This window comes from Paraburkholderia nemoris, assembly GCF_905221015.1.
GTDB lineage: Bacteria > Pseudomonadota > Gammaproteobacteria > Burkholderiales > Burkholderiaceae > Paraburkholderia > Paraburkholderia nemoris.
Window position 1 is genome coordinate 85,052 of the sequence record NZ_CAJNBO010000015.1, and the last position, 25,175, is coordinate 110,226.

The following is a 25,175-nucleotide window of genomic DNA, read 5'->3' on the forward strand; positions in this document are numbered from 1 at the left end:
CGACCGAGGAAAAGTTGTGAGCGACCAGTTGCAAAAATTCATGTTCAGCGCGGCGCCGGTGCGCGGCGAGATCGTTTCGCTGCGCAATACGTGGCAGGAAGTGCTGACGCGCCGGGACTATCCGGCGCCCGTCCGGACGATTCTTGGCGAGATGATGGCCGCGTGCGCGCTGCTTTCGGCGAACCTCAAGTTCGACGGCACGCTCGTCATGCAGATTTTCGGCGACGGCCCGGCCAAGATGCTGGTGGTGCAGTGCAGCTCCGACCTGTCGATGCGCGCCACCGCCAAGCTCTCCGGCGAAGCAGGCAATACGATCGACGACAGCACCTCGATGATCGACCTGGTCAACGCGAGCGGCCATGGCCGTTGCGTGATCACGCTCGACCCGCGCGACAAGCAGCCCGGCCAGCAGCCGTATCAAAGTATCGTGCCGCTCTCGGGTGTGGACGGCCCGCTCAAGTCGATGTCCGAAGTGCTCGAGCACTACATGCATCACTCGGAGCAGCTCGACACGCGCCTGTGGCTCGCGGCAAACACCGAGCGCGCAGTTGGCATGCTGCTGCAAAAGCTGCCGGGCGACGGCGGCATCGTTCCGCATCCGGGCGATCTGGACGCGGACACGTGGGAGCGCGTCTGCACGCTCGGCGGAACCATGTCGCAAGACGAACTGCTGAAAGAAGAACCGGCCACGATTTTCCGCCGTCTGTTCTGGCAGGAGAACGTGCAGCATTTCGAACCGGCTACAACGCGCTTCGAATGCAGCTGTTCGCGCGAAAAAGTCGGCGCCATGCTGAAGATGCTCGGCCGCGAGGAAGTGGACGGCGTGATCGAAGAACGCGGTCACGTCGAGATTCATTGCGAATTCTGTAATCAACGGTACGAATTCGATCCGGTGGACGTTGCGCAACTTTTCGTCGCGAATGCGCTCTCACAAGGCGTGACACCGGCGGCCGACCAGCGGCACTGAAGCAGCCAGGCGGCGGCGCCTTAAACGTGCTTTACGGCAGTAAAATGACGCGTCGCCTGCTGCTTTTCTGGGGCTTGGGCGGCGCGTTATCGTCGATCGTTGAGTCGGATCCCGAGCGGTGCGCGTTGCGCATGTTTTGCTTAGGCATCCGACCGATGGAGATCAAAAATGAACATTCCTACTTCGCTCAAGCATTGCATGCGCTCGTTGACCATGCTGGCAGTCATCGCCGGCAGCGCTGCACTTACGGGTTGCGTAATGGACCCTCCGGGGCCATCGCCGATTTATAGCCGCCTGCCGGCCGACCAGTCGGGCGTGGCCAGCACCGCCCAGCCGCTCACGCCGGAAGAACGTGCGCGCTACGATGCGATCGACCGTCAGGTGCTCTCCGATCAGAATCAGGCCATTGCCGCCGAGAACGCGGCTCAGGCGTACTCGCGTTACTACTCGCCGCCTGTCAGCGTGTACGGCAGCTATTACGGCGGGGGTTGGGGGCACGGCTGGGGTACGGGTGTCGGCGTAGGCTACTCGCCGTATTGGGGCTGGTAAGCCGTAACGGGCGCGCCTAAGGAGAGGCATCAACGATGCGGCGATTGAGAGGGATGCCGTTCTCATTGCAGCGCCGATAAAAAAAAAGCCGCCCTATGGGCGGCTTTTTTTATCTTTCTACGCGCTTTTACGCTCGCGTTTTCGTTCGTTTGTGCGCTCAGTGCGCGGGCTTCTTCTCTGTCACCGCTTTGCCGCCATGCTTGCGATCCGGCTTCGCACGCGACTCCGGGTTCGGCACCATATGCAGCGGCGCCGCCGACACCACGCCACGCGTAGACGTGGTAACCGAAGGCGTGTTCGCAGCCGGCAATGGCGCGTTCGGCGCAACGAACTGCACGAACACTTCGCTGTCCTTCGCCATGCCCATTTCGTAACGCGCCCGCTCTTCCACCGCCGCGGTGCCGTTCTGTAAATCCTGGACTTCGCCTTCGATACGCTCGTTGCGCAGCTTCGAGTCGGCGTTCTTCTGCAGTTGCTGCGCCAGTTGCTGCTGCAACTCGTGCACGCGCAACCAGCCGCCATGCCCCCACCAGAGCGGATACTGGATGAGCGCCAGCAGAACGATCAGGACAGCAGTGACAAGCCGCATGAAGTAAGCACAATAAATACACGCCGCCCTGCGCTATACGCAGGGCGGCGGGGTCAATCAGAAACGAAAGATAACCGGTTCATCGGTCAGCGCTAGTGAACAATCCATTTAGCGCAGATTGTAGAACGCCGACTTGCCCGGGTAGCTGGCGATATCACCGAGGTCTTCTTCGATACGCAGCAACTGGTTGTACTTCGAGATGCGGTCCGAACGCGACAGCGAACCCGTCTTGATCTGACCTGCGTTCAGGCCGACCGCGATGTCCGCAATCGTCGAATCTTCGGTTTCACCCGAGCGGTGCGAGATCACGGCCGTGTAGCCGGCGCGCTTCGCCATTTCGATAGCCGCGAAGGTTTCCGTCAGCGTACCGATCTGGTTGATCTTGATCAGGATCGAGTTGGCGATGCCCTTCTCGATGCCTTCCTTCAGGATGCGCGTGTTGGTGACGAACAGGTCGTCGCCCACCAGTTGCACCTTCTTGCCGAGCTTGTCGGTCAGGATCTTCCAGCCGGCCCAGTCGCTTTCGTGCATGCCGTCTTCGATCGAAACGATCGGGAACTTGTCGGCCAGGTTCGCAAGGTAGTCAGCAAATTCCGTCGACGACAGTTGCAGGCCTTCGCCCGCCAGCTGGTACTTGCCGTCGTGGTAGAACTCGCTCGCTGCGCAGTCGAGTGCGAGCAGCACGTCTTCACCGGCGCGGTAGCCCGCCTTTTCAATGGCTTGCAGGATGGTCGACAGGCATTCGTCGTTGCTGCCGAAGTTCGGTGCGAAACCGCCTTCGTCGCCCACGGCGGTGCTCATGCCGCGGTCGCTCAGGATCTTCTTCAGCGCGTGGAACACTTCAGCGCCGCAGCGCAGTGCTTCGCGGAAGGTCGGCTGGCTGACCGGGACGATCATGAATTCCTGGATGTCCAGGCTGTTGTTCGCGTGCGCGCCGCCGTTGACGATGTTCATCATCGGCACCGGCAGTTGCATCGCGCCCGAGCCGCCGAAATAGCGGTAAAGCGGCAGGCCGGCTTCTTCAGCAGCGGCCTTCGCGACGGCCATCGACACAGCCAGCATCGCGTTCGCGCCGAGGCGCGACTTGTTGTCCGTGCCGTCGAGTTCCAGCAGGGTCTTGTCGAGGAAAGCCTGCTCGGAAGCGTCGAGGCCCATGATCGCTTCGGAGATTTCGGTGTTGATGTGCTCGACAGCCTTCAGCACGCCCTTGCCGCCGTAACGGCCGGCTTCGCCGTCGCGCAGTTCGATCGCTTCGCGCGAGCCCGTCGACGCACCCGACGGCACCGCTGCGCGGCCCATCGTGCCCGACTCGAGCAGCACGTCGCATTCGACGGTGGGGTTGCCTCGCGAATCGAGAATCTCTCGACCGATGATATCTACGATAGCACTCATGGTTTCCTCAAGAAATGACGTTGAATTCTTTACTGTGAAACTGCACCGGGCCCAGCTGGTCTCCCCAGCACACTACGCGCCCCGATGCTTTCGACGACCATTGCGTGCATTCGCCGCGTGCCGACTGAGCCGATTATGCCGACCAATCGTGACACCCCGCGAACGCCTGAATCAGTTGAAATCGCTTTCGAGGAACGGCGCACGCTTGACGGCCTGATCGAGCGTAACCAGCGTTTCGAGCAGATCGGCCATGCGATGCAACGGCACCGCGTTCGGGCCGTCCGACTTGGCTTCCGAAGGCTTCGGATGGGTTTCCATGAAGAGACCCGAGACGCCGACGGCAACCGCGGCACGCGCCAGCACCGGCACGAATTCGCGCTGACCGCCCGAGCTCGTGCCCTGCCCGCCCGGCAACTGCACCGAGTGGGTGGCGTCGAACACGACCGGCGCGTTGGTTTCGCGCATGATCGCAAGCGATCGCATGTCCGACACGAGGTTGTTATAGCCGAACGACACGCCGCGTTCGCACGCCATGAAGCGGTCTTCCGAGAGACCGGCTTCACGCGCCGCGTCACGCGCCTTGTCGATCACGTTCTTCATGTCGTGCGGTGCGAGAAACTGGCCTTTCTTGATGTTGACCGGTTTGCCCGAACGCGCGCAAGCGTGGATGAAGTCCGTTTGACGGCACAGGAAAGCAGGCGTTTGCAGGACGTCGACCACCGACGCAACCTGCTCGATCTCGTGCTCGGCGTGCACGTCGGTCAGCACCGGCAAACCGAGCTGACGCTTCACTTCCGACAGAATGCGCAAACCTTCGTCCATGCCCAGACCGCGAAACGACTTGCCGCTGCTGCGGTTGGCCTTGTCGTACGACGATTTGTAGATGAACGGAATGTTCAGCTTCGCGCAGATTTCCTTCAGCCGGCCCGCCGTGTCGATCGTCATCTGTTCGGATTCGACGACACAGGTGCCCGCGATCAGGAAAAACGGCTTGTCGAGCCCGATTTCGAAATCGCCCAGTTTCATGCTTTCTCCCCAACTTCCGTCGCCACGCGCGGCTGCTGATGCGCGAGCGCCGCTTCGACGAACGACTTGAACAGCGGATGGCCGTCACGCGGCGTGGACGTGAATTCCGGGTGGAACTGCACGCCGACGAACCACGGGTGCATGCTGCGCGGCAATTCCATCATTTCCGGCAGATCTTCACTCGGGGTACGGGCGCTGATGATAAGGCCACCGGCTTCGAGCTGGGGCACGAAGCGGTTATTGACTTCATAACGGTGACGATGGCGTTCGTTCACATCCTTGCCATAGATCTCTTCGGCCATCGTGCCGGGTTTGATCGGGCAACGTTGCGAACCGAGGCGCATCGTGCCGCCCAGATCCGATTCTTCGGTGCGCTTCTCGACCTTGCCTTCGCGGTCGTACCACTCGGTGATCAATGCGACCACGCGGTTTTCGGTTTCCTGATCGAACTCGGTGCTGTTCGCATCTTTCAGGCCGACCACGTCGCGGGCGAATTCGATCACAGCGAGTTGCATGCCGAGGCAGATGCCGAGATACGGCACCTTCGCTTCGCGTGCATAGCGGATCGCGGCGATCTTGCCTTCGGTGCCGCGACGGCCGAAGCCACCCGGCACGAGCACCGCATCCAGATGCTTGAGGCTCTCGACGCCTTGCGTCTCGATCTCTTCCGAATCGATGTACTCGATGTTGACCTTGGTCGACGTATGCATCGACGCATGGCGCAGCGCTTCGATCAGCGACTTGTACGACTCGGTCAGATCGACGTACTTGCCGACCATGCCGATCGTGACTTCGTGCTTCGGATTCTCGAGCTTTTCGACGAGATCGGACCACATCGTCAGATCGGCCGGCTTCGGCGTGAGCTTGAGCTCTTCGCAGATGATCGCGTCCAGACCCTGGTCGTGCAGCATTTGCGGAATCTTGTAGATGCTGTCGGCGTCCCACACGGAAATCACCGCGTCTTCGGGCACGTTCGAGAACATCGAGATCTTCGCGCGCTCGTCGTCCGGAATGCGACGGTCGGCACGGCACAGCAGCACGTGCGGCGAAATACCGATTTCACGCAGCTTCTGCACGCTGTGTTGGGTAGGCTTGGTTTTCAGCTCGCCGGCGGTGGCGACCCAGGGCACCAGCGTGAGGTGCACGAAGCACGCGCTGTTGCGGCCCATGCGCAGGCTCATCTGGCGTGCGGCCTCGAGGAACGGCAGCGATTCGATGTCGCCCACGGTGCCGCCCACTTCGACGATGGCGACGTCCGGCTCACCGCACGTCGCGGAAGCCGCGCCCCGTTCGATGAACGCCTGGATTTCGTTCGTGATGTGCGGAATGACCTGCACCGTCTTGCCAAGATAGTCGCCGCGGCGTTCCTTGCGGATCACCGATTCGTAAATCTGGCCTGTGGTGAAGTTGTTGGCCTTGCGCATCTTCGTGCTGATGAAGCGCTCATAGTGGCCAAGGTCGAGGTCAGTCTCCGCTCCGTCTTCCGTCACGAACACTTCGCCGTGTTGAAACGGACTCATCGTGCCGGGGTCGACGTTGATGTAGGGATCGAGCTTGAGGAGGGTGACTTTAAGACCGCGCGATTCGAGGATCGCGGCGAGGGAAGCGGCGGCAATACCCTTGCCGAGGGAAGATACTACGCCGCCGGTGACGAAAACATATTTGGTCATCGCTGGATGCTCGCGGGAAAAACGGATTATACCGTAAAGCAGGGTCTCAACCCAGCAAAATCCGAGCGACATCTGTACGCGCCGATGCTACGGCGGCGGCAATTGCCGTGCGCCGATCATGCACCGTTTTTTGCCCCGGCGAGTTGTGTAGTCAGGCGCCCCGCTGCAGTTCGCGCAGCATTCGCTGCACTGCGCGCGCGGTTTCGAGCGGTTTTTCCATCGGATACAGATGGCTGCCTTCGATCCATTCCACATGACCGCCGGTCGCGCGGCGCGTGGCGTCCAGACCCGCCTGGCGCACCTCCTTTGAACGCGTGCCGGCGATGAAGCCCACCGGCACCGGCGCGCCACGCGCAAGGCGTGGGCCGAGCGTATGCGGCAAGGTCTTGTAGATCTGATACTCGGTGCGCCGGTCGAAAGCGAGCGAACGGCCGCCATCGAGCGAACTCTGCGGGATGCCGAAGTCGATGTAGTCGGACAGCATGCGCTCGTCCCAGCGCGCGAACGCCGGCTTTGAGTGGAAATGCCGCCATGCTTCGTCACGGCTCGCCCACTGCGTGCGACGCGTGCGGGTCGCGGCCGCGGGCGACAGGCGCTCGTCGAGTCCGGTCCATTGCGATACGCGCAGCATGCTGCTGCGCCAGCCCGCGATTACCGGCGAATCGAGCATCACCACGCCCCTCACCCACTGCGGCTTTTTCAGCGCGGCCATTAGCGACAGATAGCCGCCGAGCGAATGGCCGACCAGCCACACCGGCTGCTCGTACGACCGGCCGATGTCGTCGAGCAGTTGCTCGACCAGATGCGGCCAGTCCTGCGTGACGGGATAACGCGCGTCGTGACCGATGCGCTCGATCGAGCGCAGTTCATAGTCGTCGGCGAGTTCGGCGAAGATCGTCCGGTAGGTCGACGCCGGAAAACCGTTCGCGTGCGAGAAGTGGATGATGTTTTTCAACTGCGGCTATCTCCGTTCTGTTCTGGCTCGCCGGATTGGCTCCTGGCTTTTCATCCAGGTTCCAGGCCCAGCGGCGCGTTTGTTCTGCTTGTTCTATCTGTACGGTCAGTGATCCATCAGCGATCCATCCAGTAGCGGCGCTGTGTGTCGCGATAGCGTTCGAGCGTCAGTGCGGCGTCGGTCAGGTCCGCGTTGGTTCCGGTGCTGACTGCCGGGCTTCCCACGGGCCCGACGTTCGGACCAGGACCTGGGCCGAGATCCGTTTTGAAATCCGGGCTAACGTCGACCCGCACCGCGCCGTCCGCATCGCTGCGCGCAAGCTCGATGTGCCGTGCCTTGTAACGCTCGAACACACCCGCGTTCGGATGATGAAATCGGTTGCGATAGCCTACCTGAAATAGCGCGACGAGCGGGTCGATAGAGTCGAGGAACGGCTCGGTCGACGAGGTCTTGCTCCCGTGATGCGGCACGACCAGCACCTGGGCGCGCAACGCGTCGCGATCGCGCGCGAGCAGGATGCGTTCGACCGGCGCTTCGATGTCGGCCGTCAGCAAGGCTGTTATGCGGAATGGCGTCGGTTTAACATTTGCGGCCGGCATGCTCTCTGTAGCCACCCTGTCCTCCGCGCGCGTCATGCTCACCGCGACCGGCGGGTTCGCCGTGGCAGGCTGGCTCTCCTCAGCAGGCACCGTGCTCACCCGCAACACGCAGCAATGCGCATTCGGCTTACCTTGCAGCGGTCCGGCATCCGGCCAGAGCATCGCGAACTCGACGCCGTCCCACCGCCAGCGCTGCCCCGCCGCACAGGGCAGCGTATCCGCGCCGCGCTGCCTTGCGTTCGACCGCAACGGATTCGCCGGCGCCAATGCCGCCACCATTTGGCGCACCTCGATCGCATCCAGCACAGCCGGCGCGCCGCCCGAGTGGTCGGAATCGGCGTGGCTGATGAGCAGCGTATCGAGCGTTGTGACGCCATGCGCCTGCAAATACGGCACGACAACCCGTTCTCCCGCATGCGTCGATTCCGGTCCCGGTCCGGCGTCGAACAGCAGCGCATGGTGCGCCGTTTCGACCAGCACCGAGGTGCCTTGACCGACGTCGAGCGCCGTCAGACGGAAGCTGCCATGCGGCGGGCCGGACGGCGCAGGCATCAGCAACGGCAGCCAGGTGAGCGGTGCGGCCCAGCGCAACGGCCAGCCGCGCGGCGCCAGACACCAGGCAACGCCGACCGCCGCCGCGGCAAGGGTCCACGCGTCCGGCTGCGGCAGCCGCCAGAGCGTCCATGCCGGGCCGGACAGCATCTGCAAGCCCGCGGCGAGCAGGTCGAGCAAGGTGTGCGCGGCTCGAAAGGCGTACGCATCGAATGGGGCGGGCAACGCGACGCCCGCCAATACCGCCGGCGTCACCAGCAGACTCACCCACGGAATCGCAAAGGCATTCGCAAGCGGGCCGATCAGCGGAATCTGCGCGAACCAGTAAACGGTGAGCGGCGCAAGCGCGACCGTCACCGCGAACTGCACATGCGCGGCGCTGCGCAGGCGCTCATAGAAAGCGCGAACGCGGCGGCACACGCCGGACCACAGGCGCGAGAGCCTTGTCGGCGTCTCGGTGCCTTCAACCTCTTCATCACGGCGCTGCTCATGATCCTGCACACGGGGCCGTCCCGACATCGCGAACAGAATCGCTGCCACCGCGCAGAACGACAGCCAGAATCCCGCCGCCACGACCGCCCATGGATCGATCAACAGCACCAACCCCAAGGCCCACGCCAACACCACCGAGCGCGCGACGTTGCGCCCACTGATAAACGCGAGCGCAACGACACCCGCCATCCACAACGCACGCTGCGCCGGCACGTTGAACCCGGCCAACGCCGCATGCAGCCCCGCGAACAACGCGCCGCCCGTCACCGCGACGACCTGCGCTGGCAGCAGCAACGGCCAGTTGCGACCGATGAACCCCGAGCGCCGCCACACCGCTCCAGCGAGCCACGCCGCCAGTCCCGCTACAAAACCAATATGCAAGCCAGAAATCGCCACCAGATGACTGGTGCCCGTGCCGCGCATCAACAGCCAGTCGGCCGCGCTGACTTCGTCCTGCGCGCCGATGGCGAGCGCCACCACGATCCCACGATGTGGTGCATCGGCGAGCACCGTGCCGATGCGCGCACGCAGCGCGGCGCGCCAGCGATCAACAGTCACGCCTACGCCGCGCGCGTTACCCGGCAAACGCACGGCGTGGGCCGGGGCGCTCACGTAGCCGGTAGCGCGTACATTGCGCGCCAGCAAAGTGGCTTCGGCATCACGCACGCCGAAGTTCGCATTGCCGTGCGGGCGTTTGAGACGCACTGTCAGCCGCCAGCGTTCGCCTGGTTCGAGCAACGGCGCAGGCGCATCTTCCGCAATCCACGACAGTTGGATCACGCGTGGAAACGCGGCGATCGGCGCATCTGCCGACTCGACCTCGAAGAGGAAACGCGCGCCCTTTTCATTGCGTGACGGCAGCCCCTTGATACTGCCGACGACGTCGATATCGCGCCCCTCCCAAGCGCTCGGCAAGCTCACTTCGAGCCGAGTTTCTGCTCGCCAGGCGGCATAGCCAAAGCCCACACATAAGGCCGCAATCCACACCGCGCCCCAGCCGACGCCCGAACGCAAGCGCGCGCTGAACAAGACGCGTCTCACGCGAGAATTCGCGACTGCCGCACGCGTGTCCGCGATCACAGAAGCACCCGAGCGCAATCCGCCCGACACATCGCGACACACCTCGCCCGAGGAGTCGCAGCACACCCCGTCCGGCGCGTTGCCGCACACCCTGTCGGGAGAATCGACGCACGCTTTCTCCGAAGAACCGCAACTCACTTCGCCATAAGAGCCACGGCGCAATCCCCACGCCGCTATAAGAATCGCAACGCACCCAAGCAGCACCAGCACGCACCATCCACCCCCATCCGGCAACGCCGCCTGCCGCTGCAGCCAGAACACCCCCAACGCAAACCCGCACCACCATGCCCGCATCCACCCTCCGCCCCTTCCACCCAGCCATCGCCGGACGGCGCAACGCACAGCGAGCAGGCGTCAGCAATCCCGCCAGGCATGTGTTCCGCCCGGCGCGAATCACTCAAACCATCGCGTTCAATTATGCAGAGGAAAGGGCGAGCCGCGGCAGCGCGGCAAGCGCGTTAGCCGTTGTGCCTAGGGCGGCTTCGTCAGCGGTCATGCCGCGCAGTTGCGCGAGACCCGCGCCGATGGCCGGAATCTGATCCGGCGAGTTGCGCTGTTTGTACATCCAGGAAGGCGCGATGTCCGGCGCATCGGTCTCGACGACCAGCGCGTCGAACGGCAATTGCTCGGCAAGGCGGCGGATTTGCCGCGCCCGTTCGAAGGTCAGATTGCCACCGAAACCGAGATGCATGCCCTGGTCGATATACGCCTGAGCCTGCTGGAAACTACCGTTGAAAGCGTGCGCGATGCCGCGATGAATCTGATGCCGCCGCAGCCCTTTGATCACCTGATCCTGCGATTTGCGCACGTGGCAAATCACCGGCAGATCGAATTCGCGCGCCAGTTGAAGTTGACCGTTGTAGAAGAACTGCTGACGCGCATCGTCGAGACCTTCGACGAAATAATCGAGGCCGATCTCGCCGATGCCGACGAACAGCGGATCGTCGAGACTCGCCTCGATTTCCATGCGCAGCAGGTCGAGATCGCTCTCCTCAGCACCCGGCGTGAAGAGCGGATGGATGCCCAGCGCATACGCGCCGCCGTCGACGCGATGTGCGAGTTCACGCACCGTCGTGAAGTTCTCGCGACCGATCGCGGGAATCACGATACGCCCTACGCCCGCTCGACGCGCCGCATCGGCGACTTCAGCGCGGTCGGCGTTGAATTCCGAAGCGTCGAGATGGCAGTGCGTATCGATCCACATGGCGCGCCTCGTTAGTGACAGACGTGGCGGAGCATCGCTCACGATCCGCGCGTGCTTAAACCGGCACCGGCGGCTCTTCGTGCAATACGCCGTCGCGCAAGCGCATGATCCGATCGCAACGTCCGGCCAGTTCCGGATCGTGCGTGACGATCACAAAGCTGGTGTCGAGCGTTTGCGACAGTTCGAGCATCAGGTTGAACACCGTGTCGGCGGTGCCGCCGTCCAGATTGCCGGTGGGTTCGTCGGCGAGTACGCAAGCGGGCTTCGTCACCAACGCGCGCGCGATTGCCACACGTTGACGCTCGCCGCCCGACAGCTCACCCGGACGATGCTTCGCTCGATGTCCCATACCGACGCGCTCCAGCACCGCGAGCGCTTCGCGCCGCGCGGCCTCGGTCGTCATCCGGCGGATCCGCAGCGGCATGGCGACGTTGTCGAGCGCGGTGAATTCGGGCAGCAGATGGTGGAACTGATACACGAAACCGAGCGCGCGATTGCGCAGGTCGTTACGTTCGCGCTCGGAGAGCTTCGTGAAAGGCTTGCCCATCACCGAAACATGACCGGCGCTCGGATCGTCAAGGCCGCCGAGCACATGCAGCAACGTGCTCTTGCCGGATCCCGACGCGCCGACGATCGCCAGTTTTTCGCCGCGCCGCACGTTCAGTTGCGCGTTGTTGAGCACCTGCACATTGAGGCCGCCCTGCACAAACGACTTCGAAATGCCGGTCGCTTCCAGCACATAGGGATGCAGCGCGGTGTCTTCAGAGACCATAGATAGGCTAGTGGAACGGTCATTCATAGCGCAGTGCCTCCGCAGGACGGACTTTCGCACCACGCCAGCTCGGATAAAGCGTCGCCAGCGCCGACATCACGAACGCGATGATGCCGATCCGCGCCACGTCGGCGGGAACCAGTTCAGACGGCAGTTCGCTGATGAAATACACGGAGGGCGGCAGGAACTGCACGCCGAGCAGATGCTCGATCATCGGCACGAGCCACGGAATGCTCCAAGCAATCAGGCAGCCGAGCGCGACGCCGGTCGCCGTGCCGATAAAGCCGATCGTCACGCCCTGCACCACGAAAATCTTCATGATCGAGCCCGGCTGCGCGCCGAGCGTGCGCAGAATCGCGATATCAGCCTGCTTGTTGGTCACCGTCATCACCAGCGACGACACCAGATTGAACGCCGCGACCGCAATGATCAGCGTGAGGATGATGAACATCATGCGTTTTTCGATCTGCACCGCCGAGAACCAGGTCTTGTTCTGCTGGGTCCAGTCGCGAATATACAAATCGCCCGACAGGCTGCGCGCCAATTGATGCGCGACCTCCGGCGCCCGCTGCATATCGGTCAGGCGCAACCGCACGCCGGTTGGCGCGGATAGCCGGAACAGCGCCTGCGCGTCCTTGATGTTGATCAGCGCGAGCGTACTGTCGTATTCGTAATGCCCCGACTCGAAGATGCCCACCACGGTGAACTGTTTCAGCCGAGGCAGCATGCCAGCGGGCGTGATGGTGCCTTCGGGCGCGACCAGCGTGATCTTGTCATTGACCGTCACACCAAGATTGGTGGCGAGGTCGGCGCCCAGCACGATGCCGAAGTCGCCCGGTACGAGGTCGGTCAGCTTGCCGCCCTTCATTTCCTTGCCGATGTCGGATACTTCGGGTTCGAGCGTCGGCTCGACGCCGCGCAGCGCCACGCCGCTCACGGCGTCCTGGCGCGTGAGCAGCGCCTGCGCTTCGACATACGGCGCCGCGCCGATCACTTCCTTGTTCTGGCGCGCTTCCTGGGCGGTCAATTGCCAGTTGGGCATCGAGCCGGTCGGCGAAAAGATTTCGACGTGCGCCAGCACCGACAGCATCCGGTCGCGCACCTCTTTCTGGAAGCCGTTCATCACGGACAACACGACGATCAGCGCCGCGACGCCGAGCGCAATGCCCGACATCGACACGAGCGCGATGAAGGAAATGAAGCCGTTACCGGTCGTGCGTTTGCCGGCGCGGGTGTAGCGCCAGCCAATCTGCCATTCGTAGGGAAATTTCAAGCGAATCCTTTTCTGCGTTCTTCGTCTGCTCGCGGGCCTTTTGCCGCGCATGGCGGCGGCAGCTTGCGGCTGTCACGCCTGTCATGCGGCCCCGAGCGTCGTGATCATTGGTGTCGCGGCAACCCGGATGGTTCCGGTATGACGTTCCGGTGCGCTCCTGTGCCCCAAGCAACCCCCGCGCCACCGGAGCCATCGCCCCGTCCCTGCCGCCACTGCCGTCAATCAAGCGCGAAGTTTGCCATACAATGCCGCGAACACACGCAAAGGCCTTGCACGCGGGGTTCACGGCGAACGCAGAGGCCTGCCGGCGGCATCGAGCACAACGCTCGCGGCGACAACCTGCCCGCCCGCCGCCTCGAGCCGCCCACACCCTAGCGCAGGTTGTAGCGACTCCTCAGACCATTGATGATCCCGGCCGCCTCGCTGGCCGCCACGTCGCGCACTTCCGCATCCTTACGGTCGCGATGCAGATGGGTGATATCCCAGTTGCAGCCGTCCTCATCCTCGACGGTCTCGTGGAAACCGGTCGGGATCCAGCCGGCCGTGGCCGGATTGGCGTCGAGCGCCTGCACGACCAATCCAAGCAGTTCCTGCTCGGTTTTCAGTTCACGCGACATGTCGGTCTCCCTCGTCATGGGCGCGGTGCCGCCGCGCGCGGCTGCTGCCATCGGCGAGGCCCGGATGGGGCGCCCGAATCCGCCGATATGGTCTGAATACTCGCACTCTTTGCCCTACAATGCGCAGCATCATGCACGCCAACCGTCTTCATCTTCTCCTGCCCTTCGCGCTGCCCGCCGCAGCGGACGCCTCCACCGCCCTGCACGACATCCAGAGTCCGGCCCTTGACCGGCTGATCGCCCGCGCGACGCTGGTTGAACGGGTGGTCGGTGAAGATTTTCAGCGCACGCTGCCGCACGAGCGCTGGGTGGCGCGTCAATTCGGCGCGCTGCCGAGCGGTGCGGCGGCAGCGGACGAAGCACCCCTAGCGCCGTACATGCTGCGCGCCGATGGCGGCGACCCCGGCACGGCGACGTGGGCCTGCGTGCAGCCGGTGCACGTGCGCATTGCACACGACCATCTGGTGCTGATCGATCCGGCCTCGCTCGAACTGTCCGACGACGAAGCCAGCGTGCTGCTGGCGATCGCCCGGCCGTTGATCGAGGAACTCGGCGTGCGCATCGAAGCGCCGAAGCCCGCACGCTGGTACCTGTCGGGCGACGGCTTCGGCACGCTGGCAGGAGCGTCACCGTTGCGCGCAAGCGGCCGCAACATCGAAATCTGGCTGCCGCACGAAGCGCATTCCGGCGACCGTTCACGCGCCTGGATGAAGCTGCAGAACGAAGTCCAGATGGCGTGGTTCGAGCATCCCGTCAATGAAGCGCGCGAGGCGCGTGGCCTGCCTGCTGTCAACTCGATCTGGTTTCACGCGCAAGGCGCCGCGCAGCCGGTCAGGAGCCCGTTCGCGCGGGTGTTTTCCGACGCGGCGGCGACGCGTGGCCTCGCCATGACGTCGGGTATCCAGACCGCGGCGCCGCCGGCGTCGTTTGCGGCGTTCCAGGCTGCTACTGCGGCGAACGGCGCCTCAGGCAACGCGTCGGTTGGCACGCCGGTTGGCGCGTCCGCCGACACACATGCCAACGGCGCCACGCTGGTCGAACTCGATCCTTTCTCCGCGCCCTACATCGAGCAGGACTGGGCGCGCTGGAACGACGCTTTCGCCGCATTGCAAGCCGACTGGTTCGAGCCAGCGCTCCAGGCGCTGCAATCCGGCCAGCTAAACGAACTCGCCCTGACGCTGTGCGGCGACACCGGTTCCGTGACGCTCACGATCACGCGCGGCGACCTGCGCAAATTCTGGCGACGGCGCGTATTCGCGTCGCTGTTTATCGAATGACTTATCGAATGATCCACGGCCTCTCCGAATGACTCGAATCGTTACGCGCGCCTCGTCACCCGTCGACGCCGAAGTCCTCACCCGCCACGGCCTGCATCCTGTGCTGGCGCGCCTGTACGCCGCGCGCGGCGTGTGCATGCCCGATGAAATCGAAACCGGTCTCGCGCGGCTCGTGCCGCCCGCCGGGCTCAAAGGGTGCGAAGACGCCGCCGCGCTGCTCGCCGATGCGATCCAGAACAAGCGCCGCATGCTGGTGGTCGCCGATTACGACTGCGACGGCGCCACCGCCTGCGCGGTCGCGGTGCGCGGCTTGCGCATGTTCGGCGGCCAGATCGAATATCTGGTGCCGAACCGCTTCGAATACGGCTATGGCCTCACGCCTGAGATCGTCGCGCTTGCCGCTCGCAGTGCATCGGGCAAGCCGGAACTGCTGATTACGGTCGATAACGGCATCGCCAGCGTCGACGGCGTGGAAGCGGCGAACGCGCTCGGCATCGACGTGCTAGTCACCGACCATCACCTCCCCGGCGACGAACTGCCGGCAGCCCGCGCGATCGTCAATCCGAACCAACCGGGCTGCACGTTCCCGAGCAAGTGCATCGCCGGTGTCGGCGTGATGTTTTATGTGCTGCTGGCATTGCGCGCGGAATTGCGTCGCCGCGGCGCCTTCAACGACGACTTCCCCGAGCCGCGTCTGGACGGCCTGCTCGATCTGGTCGCGCTCGGCACGGTGGCCGACGTGGTCAAGCTCGACGGCAATAACCGCGTGCTGGTCGCGCAAGGTCTGCAGCGGATCCGCAAAGGCAAGATGCAGCCGGGCATCGCTGCCCTCTTCCGCGCGGCCGCGCGCGACGCCCGCAGCGCGTCGGGCTTCGACCTCGGTTTCGCGCTCGGGCCACGTCTGAATGCCGCCGGCCGCCTGTCCGACATGTCGCTCGGCATCGAATGCCTGACTACCGACGACATCGGCCGCGCATGGGATCTCGCACAGCAGCTCGACACCATGAACCGCGAGCGCCGCGAAATCGAAGCCGGTATGCAGCAGCAGGCGCTCGAAGACCTCTCGGCGATCAATCCTGAGGGCGCGACCACCATCACGCTGTTCAATCCGAGTTGGCACCAGGGCGTGATCGGCATCGTCGCCGGACGGTTGAAGGAGAAATTCCACCGGCCGTCGTTCACATTCGCGCTCGCCGACGATAGCGGCCAGCTCGTTAAAGGCTCGGGCCGTTCGATCTCGGGCTTCCATCTGCGTGACGCGCTCGATCTGATCTCGAAGCGCGAGCCGGGCCTGATCGTCAAATTTGGCGGCCACGCAATGGCCGCGGGTCTGACGATGGCCGCCGCCGACGTGCCGCGCTTCACCGCCGCGTTCGAGGCCGTGGGCCGCGAATGGCTCTCTGAAGAAGCGCTCTCGCGCACGGTCGAAACCGATGGCGAACTCGAAGACGCCTACTTCACGCCGCAATTCGTCGAAATGCTCGACGCCGCCGTATGGGGCCAGGGCTTCCCGGCGCCGGTGTTTTCCGGCGAATTCGACATTGCGTCGCAGGCGCTGGTGAAGGACAAGCATCTGAAGCTGCAACTCGTGCGCGGCCGCCAGCGCTTCAACGCGATCTGGTTCAATCACACCGATACGCTGCCTGCGCGCACCACCGTTGCTTACCGGTTGGCCAGCGACACGTGGAATGGCGTGTCGCGAGTGCAATTGATCGTCGAGCACGCGGCGAGTTAGCATGTTGCCCGAGACGCCCGCAGGATGCGCAACGGCGTCGAAAATCACCGCAAAATCAACCCCAAACCCGCGCCGGATCGCTCAAGAGCCTCCGGCGCGGGGCGCCGATCGGCTATAATTTCCCCTTTTTACGAAGCTATAAAAGATCGACATGGAAGCGGAACGTCTCAACGCGATCGAAGCCTCACTGGCGGACCTGCGCACGCGCGCGGACTCGCTACGGGGGTATCTTTGACTACGACGACAAGGCATTACGTCTGATCGAAGTCAACCGGGAACTCGAAGACCCGGACGTCTGGAACGACTCGAAGCACGCCCAGGCCCTCGGCCGGGAAAAAAAGCTGCTCGACGACACCGTCGGCAAGCTCACGTCACTCGATAACGACTTGCGCGACGCGCAGGACCTGTTCGATATGGCCCGCGAAGAAGACGACGAGGAAACCCTCCTCGCCTGCGAATCAGACGCGCAGGGCATCGAACAACGTGTCGCCGACATGGAATTCCGCCGGATGTTCGCGAATCCGGCCGACCCGAACAACGCCTTCCTCGACATCCAAGCCGGCGCCGGCGGCACCGAAGCGTGCGACTGGGCGTCCATGCTGCTGCGCCAGTACCTGCGCTACTGCGAGCGCAAGGGCTTCAAGACCGAAGTGCTGGAACAGACCGAAGGCGACGTCGCGGGCATCAAGAACGCCACGATCAAGATCGAAGGCGAGTACGCGTACGGCTTTCTGCGCACCGAAACCGGCGTGCACCGCCTCGTGCGCAAGTCGCCGTTCGATTCGTCCGGTGGCCGCCATACTTCGTTCTCGTCGGTGTTCGTGTACCCGGAAATCGACGATTCGATCGAAGTCGACATCAACCCGGCCGATCTGCGCATCGACACGTACCGCGCGTCCGGCGCGGGCGGTCAGCACATCAACAAGACCGATTCGGCCGTGCGGATTACGCACATGCCGTCGGGCATCGTCGTGCAGTGCCAGAACGACCGCTCGCAGCACCGCAACCGCGCCGAAGCCATGGCCATGCTGAAATCGCGCCTGTACGAAGCGGAAATCCGCAAGCGTCAGGCCGAGCAGGACAAGCTCGAAGCCGGCAAGACCGATGTGGGCTGGGGTCACCAGATCCGTTCGTACGTGCTGGACAACAGCCGTATCAAGGATCTGCGCACCAACGTCGAAATCAGCAATACCAAGAGCGTGCTCGACGGCGACCTCGATCCGTTCATCAGCGCCAGCCTGAAACAGGGCGTCTAAGCGCAACCGGCGCGGCATGCCTGACATCGCCGCGCCGTATCCTTGCATCTTTGTTATAGCGCCTGAGGTTTTTACTGACTGGCCACCCGCATGCGGACCATCCTGGTGCGGGCCACCGAATACCAAACCATCATGACCGAACCGACCCAGCCTAATGTCGCGCCCGAGGTAGACGACAACAAGATCATGGCCGAGCGCCGCGAAAAGCTGCGCGAACTGCGTGAGCAAGGCGTCGCCTACCCGAACGATTTCCGCCCCACGCATCACGCCGAAGATCTGCAAGCGAAATACGCCGAGATCGACAAGGAAGCGCTCGAAGCGAATCCCCTCGAAGTCGCGATCGCCGGCCGCATGATGCTCAAGCGCGTGATGGGCAAGGCGAGCTTCGCAACCGTGCGTGACGGTTCGGGTCAGATCCAGTTCTTCATCACGCCCGCCGACGTCGGCCAGGAAACGTACGACGCCTTCAAGAAGTGGGACATGGGCGACATCGTCGCGGCGCGCGGCGTGCTGTTCCGCACCAACAAGGGCGAACTCTCGGTGCGTTGCACCGAACTGCGTTTGCTGTCGAAGTCGCTGCGTCCACTGCCGGACAAGTTCCATGGTCTCGCCGACCAGGAAATGAAGTACCGCCAGCGCTACGTCGACCTGATCGTCACGCCGGAAACGCGCAAGACCTTCGTCGCACGCACCAAGGCGATGTCGTCGATCCGCAAGTTCATGGCGGACGCCGACTTCATGGAAGTCGAAACGCCGATGCTGCACCCGATTCCGGGCGGTGCGGCGGCCAAGCCGTTCACCACGCACCACAACGCGCTCGATATGCAGATGTTCCTGCGCATCGCGCCGGAACTGTATCTGAAGCGCCTCGTGGTCGGTGGCTTCGAGCGTGTGTTCGAGATCAACCGTAACTTCCGCAATGAGGGCGTGTCGGTCCGCCACAATCCGGAATTCACGATGATCGAGTTCTACGCGGCGTACACCGATTACAAGTGGATCATGGACTTCACCGAGCAGCTGATCCGCCAGGCGGCGGTTGATGCGCTCGGCAACGCGACGATCACCTATCAGGGGCGTGAGCTGGATCTGGCCAAGCCCTTCCATCGCTTGACGATCAGCCAGGCGATCCAGAAGTACGCGCCGCAGTACACGGACGCGCAACTCGGCGACGACGCCTTCCTGCGCACGGAACTGAAGAAGTTCGGCGTGGACGCATCGCAGCCGCAGTTCCTGAACGCCGGCGTCGGCGCGTTGCAACTGGCGCTGTTCGAAGAGACCGCCGAATCGCAATTGTGGGAGCCGACTTTCATCATCGACTACCCGATCGAAGTGTCGCCGCTGGCACGCGCGTCGGATAAGTTCGATGGCATCACCGAGCGTTTCGAGCTGTTCATCACGGGCCGTGAAATCGCCAACGGTTTCTCGGAGCTGAACGATCCGGAAGACCAGGCCGCCCGCTTCAAAAAGCAGGTCGACCAGAAAGACGCCGGCGACGAAGAAGCGATGTTCTACGACGCCGACTACATCCGCGCGCTGGAGTACGGCATGCCGCCGGCTGGCGGTTGCGGCATCGGCATCGACCGTCTGGTCATGATGCTGACCGACAGCCCGAGCATTCGCGACGTGATTCTGTTCCCGCATCTGCGCCGCGAAGACTGATCGTTGCGTGGTTCGTAAAAGAAAAACGCCCGGCTTGATGTCGGGCGTTTTTTCTTGCGGTGCGTGAAAAACACTGGCAGCCGAAAGCTGACAGTTTGTAACCATCGGTAAAAAGCGCGTATTCCCCGCTGGGCCGGGGTTTTCTTAAGTTGCTGCGGACCCGCAAGGAATCAGGCGCCCCGCTGCGCTGCGCGCGCTTTGACGCGAAAGCGCCGAGATGATTGCCCGGAAATGGTTACAAATTGAAACCCTTGCGGGATCGATTTGCCCGACACTCAGTCTCAATAACAGTCGACTCTGCTCCAGACGGAGGCCAATATGGATAATCCAGATACCAAACCCACGCAACAACGTCGTCTTCACCCGCTCGTCGCTACTGCCGCGGGTGCAGTGATCATCGCAAGTCTTGCCGCGACAGCGGCCGTCACGGGCCTGTTCCCGAAGGCGTCAAGCAGCGGCTCACAAACCGATCAGACCCAGGCTGCGCAAGTCAGCACCCAACCGGGCGTGGTCGATTCGGCGGCGCAGGCAAACCCGGCCGCTCAGCAGGCAGCCGCGCAGGCCGAAGCGCAACAGCAGGCAGCGCAGCAGCAAGCGCCTCAACGTGCCCCGGCGCCGACGCAGCAGCAGCAACAACAGTACGCTCAACAGCAACAGGCGCAGCCGGCACCGCAGTACGCCCAGCAACAGCCGTCGCAACCGGCCTACTGCTCGACCTGCGGCACGGTCGAAGGCATCTCGGCGGTCCATCAGGAAGGCCATGGCACGGGTATCGGTGCGGTCGGCGGCGCAGTGGCCGGCGGCGTAGTCGGCAACCAGTTCGGCAGCGGTAACGGCCGCACCGCGATGACGGTGCTGGGCGCCCTCGGTGGCGGCCTGGCCGGTAACTCGGTCGAAAAGCACATCCGCAGCACGACGTCCTATTCGGTGCGGGTGCGGATGGAAAGCGGCAAGACGCGCTACTTCACGTATCACGAAGCGCCGCCGTTCCAGCAAGGCCAGCGCGTGCGGGTCGAAAACGGCACGCTCGTGGCAAGCTGACCACCTGAAGATTCTCCAGGCGTTAAAAAAGGCGATTCCAATGGAATCGCCTTTTTCTTTGCCGCAGCCGGAGCGGAATCAATCGCGCCCCGCCACCACCGAACCACCGAGCAGACTGCCCGCTCAGTAATCCGCGTCTTCGATCCATGCAGCCTGAATCGCTTCGAGGATCTTTTCGTTCGACCGGTTAGGATCGTCGTCGAAACCTTCCAGCTCGGTGACCCAACGGTGCAAATCAGTGAAGCGCACCTGCTGCGGATCGATGTCCTGGTGCTTGTCAGTCAGGGCCATCGCGATGTCTTGCGTATCGGTCCACTTCATGGCTGCATCCTCCAGTTAGTGATTTTCCTTCGCGTGATTGATCGAGTAGCGCGGGATCTCGACAACCAGATCCTGCTCGGCCGGCACCATCGCCTGGCACGACAGACGCGAGGCCGGTTCGAGCCCCCACGCCTTGTCCAGCAGATCGTCCTCGTCTTCCTCGGACGGCGTCAAGGCGGCGAAACCCTCACGCACGATCACGTGACAAGTCGTGCACGCGCAGGACTTCTCGCACGCGTGCTCGATTTCGATGCCGTGTTCGAGCAGATTGTCGCAGATGCTCTTGCCGGGCACGGCATCGATCACCGCGCCTTCCGGGCACAGCTCGACGTGGGGCAGCACAACGATTTGAGGCATACATTTTCCGTTTGGGTCTGCGGCACGGCGGCCGCAAACAGGCTCCGTACCATTTTACTGGCGCTGCGCGGACTTTTTAAGTCCGTGCGGCGCGGTTCATTGCCGGCTGGCGCGCATCGCGCGGCCACGCCGCAAGACGCTCAGATCTCGTCGAGCTTGCGGCCGGCCAGCGCGCGGCGAATGCCCTTGTTCATGCGGCGGGCGGCGAATTCGTCGGTGCCTTCGGCGAGCGTTTTGGTCGCGGCTTCGATTGCGTCGGCGTCGTCGCTTCCGGCGATTTTGCGCAATGCCGTGAGCAGCGCGTCGAGTTCGGCGCGTTCGCTGTCGTCGAGCAATTCGGCGTCGGCAGCGAGGGCCGCGTCGGTGGCTTCGACGAGACGGCGCGCTTCGACTTGCGCTTCGCGCAGCGCGCGAGCACGCATGTCGACTTCGGCAGTCGAGAAGCTCTCTTCGAGCATCCGTGCGATGTCGTCGTCGGCGAGGCCGTAGGACGGCTTGACCACCACCGACGCTTCCACGCCCGAGCCCTGTTCACGTGCGAACACGGACAGCAGGCCGTCCGCGTCGACCTGATACGTGACGCGAATCCGCGCCGCACCGGCCGCCATCGGCGGAATGCCACGCAGCTCGAAACGCGCGAGCGAACGGCAATCGCTGACGAGCTCGCGCTCGCCTTGCACGACGTGGATCGCCATGGCCGTCTGGCCGTCCTTGAAGGTCGTGAAATCCTGCGCGCGAGCGACCGGAATCGTCGAATTACGCGGGATGATCTTCTCGGTCAAACCGCCCATCGTTTCGACGCCCAGCGACAGCGGAATCACGTCGAGCAGCAGCCAGTCGTCGCCGTCGGCGCCACGGTTGCCCGCGAGCAGATCGGCCTGGATCGCCGCGCCGAGCGCAACAACCTGATCCGGGTCGAGGTTGATCAAAGGCGGCTGGCCGAAGAACGACTCGACCGCGCGGCGAATCACCGGCATGCGCGTCGCGCCGCCGACCAGCACCACGCCCTTAATGTCCTTGGTCGCCACTTTGGCGTCGCGCAGTGCTTTCTTCGTCGGCCCAAGCGTGCGCTGAACCAGCGCCTGAGTGATGGCCTCGAAAGTGGCCTCGTCGACCGTCAGATCGATCTCTGTGCCGTTCGAGAGCGTTGCCTGTACCTTCGCATTCGGCGCGTCGGACAACGCCTCCTTGGTCACGCGTACGCTGTCGAGCAGCAGGCGGACGTCTTCCGGTGCGAGCGTCTGCGGTGCGATACCCGCCTGCTCCAGCACATGGCGATACAGGGCATGGTCGAAATCGTCGCCGCCGAGCGCAGAATCGCCGCCCGCTGCGAGCACTTCGAACACACCTTTGGTGAGCTTCAGAATCGACAGATCGAAGGTGCCGCCGCCAAGGTCGTAGACCGCGTAGAGACCTTCGGAACCGTTATCGAGGCCGTAGGCGATCGCGGCCGCAGTCGGCTCGTTCAAGAGACGCAGCACGTTCAGGCCAGCGAGGCGCGCGGCGTCTTTGGTCGCCTGGCGCTGCGCTTCGTCGAAATAGGCGGGCACGGTAATCACTGCGCCGACCAGTTCGTCACCAAGCGTATCTTCGGCACGCTGGCGCAGCGTCGCGAGAATTTCCGCCGACACCTCGACCGGGCTTTTCACGCCGTCGATGGTGCGGATCTGCACCATGCCGGGCGCGTCGATGAAGTCATACGGCGCGTTCTCGGCGCCTTCTACTTCCGCCTTGCCGCGGCCCATGAAGCGCTTGACGGACACGATCGTGTTGCGCGGATCGGTCGCGGCTTCGGCCTTGGCCGTGCGGCCGATGCGGCGGCCGCCCTTTTCCAGGTAACGCACCACCGACGGCAGCAGCGCATAGCCGTCTTCGTCGGGCAGCACGTCCGGCACGCCGCTGCGCACGGCGGCAACGAGGGAATTGGTGGTGCCGAGATCGATACCGACCGCCAGACGCCGCTGATGGGGCGCCGGCGCCATGCCGGGTTCGGAGATTTGCAGTAAGGCCATCTGGATCTTCTCGGAGCCGCTGGGCCCCGTCCTGAATTTTTGCGTTGCTGGATGTATTGCTACGGCTGCTATCGCTGCGTATTCATGCACGGCGGCGGCGCACACCGGGACGCTAGTTCTCGAGCCGCTCGATCTGCGTGCCGATTTCCGACGCCACCCGCTCGATGAACATCAACTGCCGCACTGCCTCGCCCGCCGCCTGATTCGCGCCGCTGTCGAGCAGCGCGCCGAGCTTGTCGAAACGCATGCGCTCTTCGTCGCGCAGTTCGATCAGCAAGGCGTCGAGCGCGTCGACGTTCTTCGCCGCGGCCGCGTCTTCAATGCCTTCGCGCCACTCCATCTGCTGCATCAGGAACGCCGGCTCCATCGCCGTGTTGTTATGCGCGCCAACGTCGATGCCGCGCAGGTGCAACAGATAGGTCGCGCGCTTCAACGGATCGCGCAGCGTCTGATACGCCTCGTTGGTACGCGTCGCCCATTGCATCGCGATGCGCTTTTGCGCGTCGCCGGCGGCCGCGAAGCGGTCCGGATGCACTTGTGCCTGCACCGTGCGGTAGGCGTGATCGAGCGCCGCTGCGTCGAGCGCGAATTGCGCCGGCAGATCGAACAGGTCGAAGTGGCTGTCGTTCAGCGAGGCCATCGGATAAAAGGAGTCCGTTCAGGAAAGCGCACCGGAGTGCAGGCTAAAAACGCGGATCGAAAGCGCTGTGAAGACTCACCGGCGTATTCAGCGGCAAAGCCAGCCGAAAAGCGCCGACCCGGATGCGCGGATGAAACTAAAAAGGCGGCACGCGCCGCCTTTGATCCGCTGCACGCGGAGTGAGCCGATTTACACGCGGAACGATTCGCCGCAACCGCACTCATCCTTCACGTTCGGGTTGTTGAACTTGAAGCCTTCGTTCAACCCTTCGCGTGCGAAGTCGAGTTCGGTGCCGTCGATATAGGCGAGACTCTTCGGGTCGACAATGATCTTCACGCCGTTGCAGTCGAACACTTCGTCTTCGGGCGCGAGTTCATCCACGTACTCGAGCTTGTACGCCAAACCCGAGCAACCGGTCGTGCGCACGCCTACGCGCAGCCCGACGCCCTTGCCGCGGCGAGTCAGATACTTCTGGACGTGCTGTGCTGCCTTTTCGGTCAACGTAATTGCCATAGCGTTTCTCATTGCGCCGCGCGTGTTCGTCACTCCTGTGCCTACTGACGCGCTGCTACCCTGCCTGCTTCAAATATCGCTCATGCCGGACGGTGTTTTTTCTCGCACCGCCCGCTTCGATTCACCCCAATGCGCACTCAAACGAGCGCCCAACCAGCCGCTTACGCGTGTTGCTTGTCGCCTTCGACGACTGCTTCACCGTGGCGTTGCTTGTAGTCGGCGACCGCTGCCTTGATCGCGTCTTCCGCGAGGATCGAGCAGTGGATCTTCACCGGCGGCAGCGCCAGTTCTTCGGCGATCTGCGTGTTCTTGATCGACATGGCCTGATCGAGCGTCTTGCCCTTCACCCATTCGGTGACCAGCGAGCTCGACGCAATCGCCGAACCGCAGCCGTACGTCTTGAACTTTGCGTCTTCAATGATGCCGTCCGCGCCCACGCGGATCTGCAGCTTCATCACGTCGCCGCATGCCGGCGCGCCGACCATGCCGGTGCCGACTGCATCGTCGTCCTTCGCGAAGGAACCAACGTTGCGCGGGTTTTCGTAGTGGTCCAGAACCTTGTCGCTATAAGCCATGATGACACTCCTTGATCCGTTTCAACCTGCAATTTGCAATTCGATAAATTCG

Annotated in this window: 23 protein-coding genes; 7 read left to right on the forward strand and 16 right to left on the reverse strand. The window is 63.4% G+C overall.

Features of this window, described 5'->3' with window-relative positions; translation table 11 throughout:
- Positions 1 to 16: 16 nt before the first annotated feature.
- Both hslO and KHO33_RS23245 read left to right on the forward strand, forming a co-directional pair.
- The gene (hslO, locus tag KHO33_RS23240) at positions 17 to 967 is read left to right on the forward strand and encodes an Hsp33 family molecular chaperone HslO (protein WP_200565519.1); all 951 of its coding nucleotides are present in this window, start codon (positions 17 to 19) and stop codon (positions 965 to 967) included.
- Between the two features lie 168 nt (positions 968 to 1,135).
- Positions 1,136 to 1,516, forward strand: a complete 381-nt coding sequence (locus tag KHO33_RS23245; protein ID WP_054038200.1) for a hypothetical protein — start codon at positions 1,136 to 1,138, stop codon at positions 1,514 to 1,516.
- A 157-nt stretch (positions 1,517 to 1,673) separates the two neighbouring features.
- On the opposite strand, the gene ftsB is transcribed toward KHO33_RS23245, so the two are convergent.
- The 10 genes from ftsB to KHO33_RS23295 form a co-directional block, all read right to left on the reverse strand.
- A complete protein-coding gene (gene ftsB / locus KHO33_RS23250) occupies positions 1,674 to 2,105 on the reverse strand; it encodes a cell division protein FtsB (RefSeq protein ID WP_200565518.1) in 432 nt (143 codons plus the stop codon).
- A 108-nt stretch (positions 2,106 to 2,213) separates the two neighbouring features.
- The gene (gene eno, locus KHO33_RS23255; protein WP_054038196.1) at positions 2,214 to 3,497 is read right to left on the reverse strand and encodes a phosphopyruvate hydratase; all 1,284 of its coding nucleotides are present in this window, start codon (positions 3,495 to 3,497) and stop codon (positions 2,214 to 2,216) included.
- Positions 3,498 to 3,668: 171 nt separating this feature from the next.
- Positions 3,669 to 4,523, reverse strand: a complete 855-nt coding sequence (kdsA, locus tag KHO33_RS23260) for a 3-deoxy-8-phosphooctulonate synthase (protein ID WP_054038194.1) — start codon at positions 4,521 to 4,523, stop codon at positions 3,669 to 3,671.
- On the reverse strand, positions 4,520 to 6,193 hold the full coding sequence (locus KHO33_RS23265) for a CTP synthase (RefSeq protein ID WP_200565517.1): 1,674 nt from the start codon (positions 6,191 to 6,193) through the stop codon (positions 4,520 to 4,522). Before KHO33_RS23265 ends, kdsA begins: the two co-directional genes overlap by 4 nt.
- 151 nt (positions 6,194 to 6,344) lie before the next feature.
- On the reverse strand, positions 6,345 to 7,148 hold the full coding sequence (locus KHO33_RS23270) for an alpha/beta fold hydrolase (protein WP_200565516.1): 804 nt from the start codon (positions 7,146 to 7,148) through the stop codon (positions 6,345 to 6,347).
- Between the two features lie 116 nt (positions 7,149 to 7,264).
- Complete coding sequence (locus KHO33_RS23275; protein ID WP_200565515.1) at positions 7,265 to 10,165, reverse strand: DNA internalization-related competence protein ComEC/Rec2; 2,901 nt, start codon at positions 10,163 to 10,165, stop codon at positions 7,265 to 7,267.
- Between the two features lie 121 nt (positions 10,166 to 10,286).
- Positions 10,287 to 11,075, reverse strand: a complete 789-nt coding sequence (locus KHO33_RS23280) for a TatD family hydrolase (protein WP_200565514.1) — start codon at positions 11,073 to 11,075, stop codon at positions 10,287 to 10,289.
- Positions 11,076 to 11,130: 55 nt separating this feature from the next.
- The gene (lolD, locus tag KHO33_RS23285) at positions 11,131 to 11,874 is read right to left on the reverse strand and encodes a lipoprotein-releasing ABC transporter ATP-binding protein LolD (RefSeq protein WP_054038188.1); all 744 of its coding nucleotides are present in this window, start codon (positions 11,872 to 11,874) and stop codon (positions 11,131 to 11,133) included.
- Positions 11,867 to 13,120 carry a lipoprotein-releasing ABC transporter permease subunit gene (locus KHO33_RS23290; RefSeq protein WP_200565513.1) on the reverse strand — a complete coding sequence of 418 codons (1,254 nt, stop codon included), beginning with the start codon at positions 13,118 to 13,120 and terminating at the stop codon, positions 11,867 to 11,869. The genes lolD and KHO33_RS23290 overlap by 8 nt, the downstream gene beginning before the upstream one ends.
- A 371-nt stretch (positions 13,121 to 13,491) precedes the next feature.
- On the reverse strand, positions 13,492 to 13,737 hold the full coding sequence (locus KHO33_RS23295) for a hypothetical protein (RefSeq protein WP_093633549.1): 246 nt from the start codon (positions 13,735 to 13,737) through the stop codon (positions 13,492 to 13,494).
- Between the two features lie 119 nt (positions 13,738 to 13,856).
- Here KHO33_RS23295 and KHO33_RS23300 point away from each other — a divergent pair, with 119 nt between their 5' ends.
- From KHO33_RS23300 to KHO33_RS23320, 5 genes are all read left to right on the forward strand, one after another.
- Positions 13,857 to 15,014, forward strand: a complete 1,158-nt coding sequence (locus tag KHO33_RS23300) for a regulator (protein WP_200565512.1) — start codon at positions 13,857 to 13,859, stop codon at positions 15,012 to 15,014.
- A 28-nt stretch (positions 15,015 to 15,042) separates the two neighbouring features.
- Complete coding sequence (recJ, locus tag KHO33_RS23305; protein ID WP_054038030.1) at positions 15,043 to 16,749, forward strand: single-stranded-DNA-specific exonuclease RecJ; 1,707 nt, start codon at positions 15,043 to 15,045, stop codon at positions 16,747 to 16,749.
- Between the two features lie 151 nt (positions 16,750 to 16,900).
- Positions 16,901 to 18,005, forward strand: a protein-coding gene (gene prfB / locus KHO33_RS23310; RefSeq protein ID WP_200565511.1) for a peptide chain release factor 2 whose coding sequence is annotated in 2 segments (ribosomal slippage) — positions 16,901 to 16,981 and positions 16,983 to 18,005 — 1,104 coding nt in all. Because the reading frame shifts where the segments join, the coding sequence is not laid out codon by codon here.
- Between the two features lie 132 nt (positions 18,006 to 18,137).
- Positions 18,138 to 19,664 carry a lysine--tRNA ligase gene (gene lysS, locus KHO33_RS23315; protein WP_200565550.1) on the forward strand — a complete coding sequence of 509 codons (1,527 nt, stop codon included), beginning with the start codon at positions 18,138 to 18,140 and terminating at the stop codon, positions 19,662 to 19,664.
- A 318-nt stretch (positions 19,665 to 19,982) separates the two neighbouring features.
- A complete protein-coding gene (locus tag KHO33_RS23320; RefSeq protein WP_200565510.1) occupies positions 19,983 to 20,705 on the forward strand; it encodes a glycine zipper 2TM domain-containing protein in 723 nt (240 codons plus the stop codon).
- Between the two features lie 123 nt (positions 20,706 to 20,828).
- Here the strand turns inward: KHO33_RS23320 and iscX are convergent, their stop codons facing one another.
- The 6 genes from iscX to iscU form a co-directional block, all read right to left on the reverse strand.
- Entirely contained in the window at positions 20,829 to 21,026 is a 198-nt protein-coding gene (gene iscX / locus KHO33_RS23325) for a Fe-S cluster assembly protein IscX (protein WP_007181290.1), read from the reverse strand.
- A gap of 15 nt (positions 21,027 to 21,041) precedes the next feature.
- Positions 21,042 to 21,383: an ISC system 2Fe-2S type ferredoxin gene (gene fdx / locus KHO33_RS23330; RefSeq protein WP_012433562.1), complete on the reverse strand. Its 342-nt coding sequence runs from the start codon at positions 21,381 to 21,383 to the stop codon at positions 21,042 to 21,044.
- Between the two features lie 140 nt (positions 21,384 to 21,523).
- A complete protein-coding gene (gene hscA / locus KHO33_RS23335; protein ID WP_200565509.1) occupies positions 21,524 to 23,395 on the reverse strand; it encodes a Fe-S protein assembly chaperone HscA in 1,872 nt (623 codons plus the stop codon).
- 112 nt (positions 23,396 to 23,507) lie between these two features.
- Positions 23,508 to 24,035: a Fe-S protein assembly co-chaperone HscB gene (hscB, locus tag KHO33_RS23340; RefSeq protein WP_200565508.1), complete on the reverse strand. Its 528-nt coding sequence runs from the start codon at positions 24,033 to 24,035 to the stop codon at positions 23,508 to 23,510.
- Positions 24,036 to 24,224: 189 nt separating this feature from the next.
- Positions 24,225 to 24,548, reverse strand: a complete 324-nt coding sequence (gene iscA, locus KHO33_RS23345) for an iron-sulfur cluster assembly protein IscA (RefSeq protein ID WP_028199494.1) — start codon at positions 24,546 to 24,548, stop codon at positions 24,225 to 24,227.
- 161 nt (positions 24,549 to 24,709) lie between these two features.
- Positions 24,710 to 25,123: a Fe-S cluster assembly scaffold IscU gene (iscU, locus tag KHO33_RS23350; protein WP_028199493.1), complete on the reverse strand. Its 414-nt coding sequence runs from the start codon at positions 25,121 to 25,123 to the stop codon at positions 24,710 to 24,712.
- Positions 25,124 to 25,175 lie beyond the last annotated feature (52 nt).